The sequence below is a fragment of the Arthrobacter sp. Y3221157 genome (assembly GCF_059089865.1).
The window spans coordinates 1-4,458 of record NZ_JBNHFD010000147.1; the positions used below are offsets into that span (position 1 = coordinate 1).

General features: G+C 65.1%; 5 protein-coding genes and 6 tRNA genes. 4 read left to right on the plus strand and 7 right to left on the minus strand.

Annotated features, from left to right (window positions below; genetic code table 11):
- The 7 genes from AC5RTT_RS19760 to AC5RTT_RS19790 form a co-directional block, all read right to left on the minus strand.
- Positions 1-299: benzoate/H(+) symporter BenE family transporter (locus AC5RTT_RS19760; protein WP_494146595.1), on the minus strand; the 299-nt coding region annotated here is incomplete at its 3' end.
- Positions 300-460: 161 nt separating this feature from the next.
- Positions 461-724 carry an antitoxin gene (locus tag AC5RTT_RS19765; protein WP_494052939.1) on the minus strand — a complete coding sequence of 88 codons (264 nt, stop codon included), beginning with the start codon at positions 722-724 and terminating at the stop codon, positions 461-463.
- A 173-nt stretch (positions 725-897) separates the two neighbouring features.
- A tRNA-Val gene (locus tag AC5RTT_RS19770) sits at positions 898-969 on the minus strand.
- Positions 970-1,011: 42 nt separating this feature from the next.
- Positions 1,012-1,084: transfer RNA gene (locus tag AC5RTT_RS19775), tRNA-Gly, on the minus strand.
- A gap of 53 nt (positions 1,085-1,137) precedes the next feature.
- Positions 1,138-1,209, minus strand: a tRNA-Val gene (locus tag AC5RTT_RS19780).
- A 39-nt stretch (positions 1,210-1,248) separates the two neighbouring features.
- Positions 1,249-1,319, minus strand: a tRNA-Cys gene (locus tag AC5RTT_RS19785).
- A gap of 47 nt (positions 1,320-1,366) precedes the next feature.
- Positions 1,367-1,439 (minus strand) — tRNA-Gly (locus AC5RTT_RS19790).
- A 305-nt stretch (positions 1,440-1,744) separates the two neighbouring features.
- Here AC5RTT_RS19790 and AC5RTT_RS19795 point away from each other — a divergent pair.
- The 4 genes from AC5RTT_RS19795 (at position 1,745) to fmt (ending at position 4,367) form a co-directional block, all read left to right on the plus strand.
- A tRNA-Val gene (locus AC5RTT_RS19795) sits at positions 1,745-1,819 on the plus strand.
- A gap of 103 nt (positions 1,820-1,922) precedes the next feature.
- Positions 1,923-2,783 carry a cytochrome gene (locus tag AC5RTT_RS19800; RefSeq protein WP_494146596.1) on the plus strand — a complete coding sequence of 287 codons (861 nt, stop codon included), beginning with the start codon at positions 1,923-1,925 and terminating at the stop codon, positions 2,781-2,783.
- Positions 2,784-2,847: 64 nt separating this feature from the next.
- Positions 2,848-3,450 (plus strand): peptide deformylase, encoded by a 603-nt coding sequence (def, locus tag AC5RTT_RS19805; protein ID WP_494146597.1) that lies wholly within the window; start codon positions 2,848-2,850, stop codon positions 3,448-3,450.
- Positions 3,447-4,367, plus strand: coding sequence for a methionyl-tRNA formyltransferase (gene fmt / locus AC5RTT_RS19810; RefSeq protein WP_494146598.1), 921 nt, complete (start codon positions 3,447-3,449; stop codon positions 4,365-4,367). Before def ends, fmt begins: the two co-directional genes overlap by 4 nt.
- The last annotated feature ends 91 nt before the right edge of the window (positions 4,368-4,458 follow it).

A 4,458-nucleotide genomic window follows, 5' to 3' on the forward strand; every position in this document is an offset into this window, starting at 1 on the left:
GCCGCTCCGGATGTGGCCAGCAGCGCCGCCCCGGGCGTGGACCACGCCAGGGTAACCGGCACCTTGGAACGCCAGGCCAGCAGCACAACGCCGAGGCCCACGGCCAGCGTCAATGCCAGCAGGCCGGACGCTGCCTGGGCGGGGTCGGCACCCACGGCCTTCAGGCCGGCGAGGACAACGGCGAAGGATGAGGTGAAGCCCACCAGGGCGGTGACCATGCCCGCAACGATAGGCCGCGAATCCAGCCTGGATGGAGCGCCGGCCGATTGCAGTTTGAAGGATGCAGGGGACTTCGCCATACCCGCAGGTTACCGGTGCCGGACGGCACGGCAGGAATCGGACAGCCTCAGCCCGATGCGGGATCCGGCCGGAGCGGGTTAAACGCCAAAGGCGCGGGTGCCGCCTCCCGGCGGGACCCGCGCCCCGTTGACGTACTAGGGCAAAGCCCTGGCCAAATCCTTTACGGTGTCCTGTCAGCCGGGGGAACCGGGTTGACGGGAGGGACCGGGGGAACCTGCCCGGCGGCAGGTGCCTGGCCCGGGGTTCCGTTCTTGTCAATGAGCTTGGAAGCGCCATTCTGGATCTTGTCGACGTGCCCTGAGTACTTGCCTCCGGTCTTGGTGTCGACGAAATCACCGGCCTTGCTGATGCCGTTCTTGATGGCCTGCTCGTTGCCACGGATGAGACCCTGAGCTTTGCCCTTTAGGTCGCCAATTAGTCCCACGAGCACCTCCCTTCAATCGCGGAGCCAGGTCGCTCCTCGCGCATTCGATCCTAGACCTGCCGGAAAGGCCTGCCAAGGACATCGGGGGCTTTGGGCGTTCGCCGGCAGCGCAATCACGGGGGTGGAAGAGTCCGGACAACAAAAAAGCAGCTCCGAAGAGCTGCTGCAAAGTGTGGGCGATACTGGGATCGAACCAGTGACCTCTTCCGTGTCAGGGAAGCGCGCTACCGCTGCGCCAATCGCCCGGAACCGGGAGACCGGCGTATGGGTTGTGTAAAAGGTAAGAGAGCGGACGACGAGATTCGAACTCGCGACATCCACCTTGGCAAGGTGGTGCTCTACCAGCTGAGCTACGTCCGCATGTGCGTTCCGGCCGAAACCGGACTGCGTTGTGGCAAGTGGACCTTGCCGAGTGGGCGATACTGGGATCGAACCAGTGACCTCTTCCGTGTCAGGGAAGCGCGCTACCGCTGCGCCAATCGCCCATTGCACCGGATGGCATCCGGAAACCATGGTTTTCACCGAGGTGGGTACGGGATTCGAACCCGTGTATACGGCTTTGCAGGCCGCTGCCTCGCCTCTCGGCCAACCCACCGTGTAAGCGCTGATTCCGGGGAACCGTTGCTGTGACAGTGTCCTGCGAGCGGACGACGAGATTCGAACTCGCGACATCCACCTTGGCAAGGTGGTGCTCTACCAGCTGAGCTACGTCCGCATTTTGGAGGGTGATTCGCTGCCGTTCCCGGCATTTCCTCGCGTTCCAACGAGTAAAAACAATATAGGAGGTTCCGGGATTCTCCAAATCGGGGGTGCCGCAGCCGGCGCCGATGTGCCTGCTTCCCTGCAATGGCGCGGAAGTGGCAAGTTACAGCTGTGTAATTCCCGACGGCGGCGGGCCGGAGTTCTCCTATAGGGGTACCTGCCTGTGGTCTTCTTGAGTGGCATCCAGGGAATGTCGATGCCCGGGGTGCCGCCGATTTTTGAAATGGCGGAAACGTGGGCTAGCATTCAAATGCATCAGGGCGATTGGCGCAGTGGTAGCGCGCTTCGTTCACACCGAAGAGGTCACTGGTTCGAACCCAGTATCGCCCACCAAAGATTGGTCCGTTTCCGCTCAATGAGCAGGGGAAGCGGACCTTTTTTGTGCCCGGACCATCGCCCGGAGACTTTGTCGGCCCCCTGTGAAAGAGTCTTTTCCATGACTGATCCGCTTCTTGCCCACGCCACGGAATACGGCCGGATGTACGCCCGGTCCACGACGGAGCAGTTTTCCGTGCCGTCCATTACTACCGTCATCAGCCAGCAGCCGCATGGCATGGACGGGTGGTTCGGGTACATGGGGGCCAGCAGCCTGGCGAAAGATCCCCTGCTGGCGGACTGCCTGGGAAGCCCGGCCAAGATCAAGCAGGCAATCAACCGGGCGGCCAAGGCTGCCGAAACTTACCGGGATGAGGCAGCCCGGCGCGGGGACCGGGTGCATTACTACTGTGAACAGGTGGCGCTCCGGGCACTCGGCCGCCCCCATGCCATGAAGGAAGCCCGGGAAGCCCTGGCGGCCAACGGTGAAGAAGCGTTCGCTGTCCGGTTCGACGAATGGTGGGAGCTCTTCCGGGTTGAACCCATCGCGCCGGAAATCACTGTGTGGAACAACTCCGTGGGGTACGCCGGAACGCTTGACCTTGTTGCCCGCATCAACGGCCGCGTCTGCCTGATCGACTACAAGACCAAGGGCACAACCCGTGACGGCACGGTCAAACCGCTGGATGACAAGGTGGTCATGCAGCTGGTGGCGGGCATGAAGGCGGAGGAAAGCCTGGTGGACCCGGTCGCGGGAACCTGGGAGCCCTGGAAGTACGGTGACAACCCCGTGCTGCTGGCAGTGGCCATCGGCGAAACCGAAGTCCGTCCCGTGCGTGCCAACCCCGAGGTCCTCAAGCACCACTGGTGGAAGTTCTGCGCACTGCGCCGGGTGTGGGAGTTGTCCGCGGACACAATCAGCGCCGGAACGGCGCTGCTTCCCATCGCCCCGCCGCCCCTGGTGCCTGCCCGGACGGCCTGACGCCGGTTACTGCACCTAAACTGTATTGGTCCCCTTTGCCGCAAACCGTGAGGAAAAACAGCGCATGGCTATCCTGAATATCCGCATCATCGGCGATCCCGTGCTCCGCACAGTCGCCGAGCCCGTGACGGAATTCGGACCCGAGCTTGCCAAACTTGTCGCCGACATGACCGAGACCATGGAGGACGTGGAGGGTGCAGGCCTCGCCGCGCCGCAGGTGGGCGTCAGCCAGCGTGTCTTTACGTACCGCATCGGCGGCGTGGAAGGACATATCGTCAACCCAGTGCTGGAAAACAGCACTGACTACCAGGAGGACGAGGTGGAAGGCTGCCTGTCCATCCCGGGCCTCGGCTTCCCCGTGCGCCGGTTCCGCGCAACCCGCGTGACCGGCGTGGACATGCACGGCAACCCGGTGTCTGTCGACGCCGAGGGGATGCTGGCACGCTGCTTCCAGCACGAAAACGACCACCTGGACGGCATCCTTTACACCGACCGGCTTGAGGGGGAGGACCGGAAGGCCGCCCTGCGCTCCATCCGCAACGCCAATTACGACGCCGTCACGGAACGGACCACGGCCAAGCGCGCCAAGACCGTCGGGTCGAGTTTCGGCGGCTCGAGCTTTGGCGGCTCCAGCTTCGGAACCGGCGCCGCCGGCAGCGCCGGGTGAGGGTCCTTTTCGCGGGCACCCCCGCCGTCGCCGTCCCGTCCCTGAATGTCCTGGTGGAGGCCGGCTTCGACGTGGTCGCCGTGCTGACCCGCCCGGATGCCCCGATCGGGCGTAAACGCGTGCTCACGCCGTCGCCGGTTGCCGCCCGGGCCGCGGAACTGGGCATCGACGTGATCCGTGCGTCCCGGGTCGACGCCGAAGCCACGGCCAGGATCGCGGAAGCCGAACCGGACGTCGCAGCCATCGTCGCGTATGGCGGCCTTGTTCCGCCCGCTGCCCTCGGCATACCCCGGCACGGCTGGGTCAACCTGCATTTTTCCCTGTTGCCCGCCTGGCGCGGCGCGGCGCCCGTGCAGCGCGCAGTGATGGCCGGGGACGATATCACCGGGGCTGTCACGTTCCAGCTTGAGGAAGGCCTGGATACCGGGCCTGTCTTCGGCACCCTCACCGAGAGGGTGGGGCCGGAGGACACAGCCGGAGAGCTGCTGGAGCGGCTCTCCCACAGCGGTGCTGTCCTCCTGGCGCAGACCCTTTCGGCCATCCAGGCAGGGAAGGCGTCCCCGGTCCCGCAGTCCGGCGACGTTTCCCTGGCACCGAAACTCACGCTCGAGGACGGGCACCTCAACTGGAGCCACCCTGCCCTCGCCATCTCCCGGCAGGCCCGCGGTGTCACCCCGGAGCCCGGCGCCTGGACACTCTTGGACGGGCAGCGCGTGAAACTGGAACCCGTGAAGCTTCGTCCCGACGTGGACGGGCTGGCGCCCGGCGCCGTGTCGCTGCACGGCAAGAGTGTCCTCGTGGGTACAGGATCCCACCCCGTTGAACTGACCCGGATCCAGCCGGCCGGGAAAAAGATGATGTCCGCTGCTGATTGGGCACGCGGCCTGGCTTCACTGGAAGGCGTGGTATTCGAATGAGCGGTTCCGGCGGGAATCAGGGAGGACCCGGAAAAGCGGGCGGCCGCGGCAACGCCGGCGGGCAGGGCGGCAACTCCGGCCAGGGCGGTCC

Excerpts from the sequence above, each read along its gene's own strand:
- AC5RTT_RS19800 (WP_494146596.1), top strand. The coding sequence starts at position 1,923 with ATGACTGATCCGCTTCTTGCCCACGCCACGGAATACGGCCGGATGTAC.
- def (WP_494146597.1), top strand. The coding sequence starts at position 2,848 with ATGGCTATCCTGAATATCCGCATCATCGGCGATCCCGTGCTCCGCACA.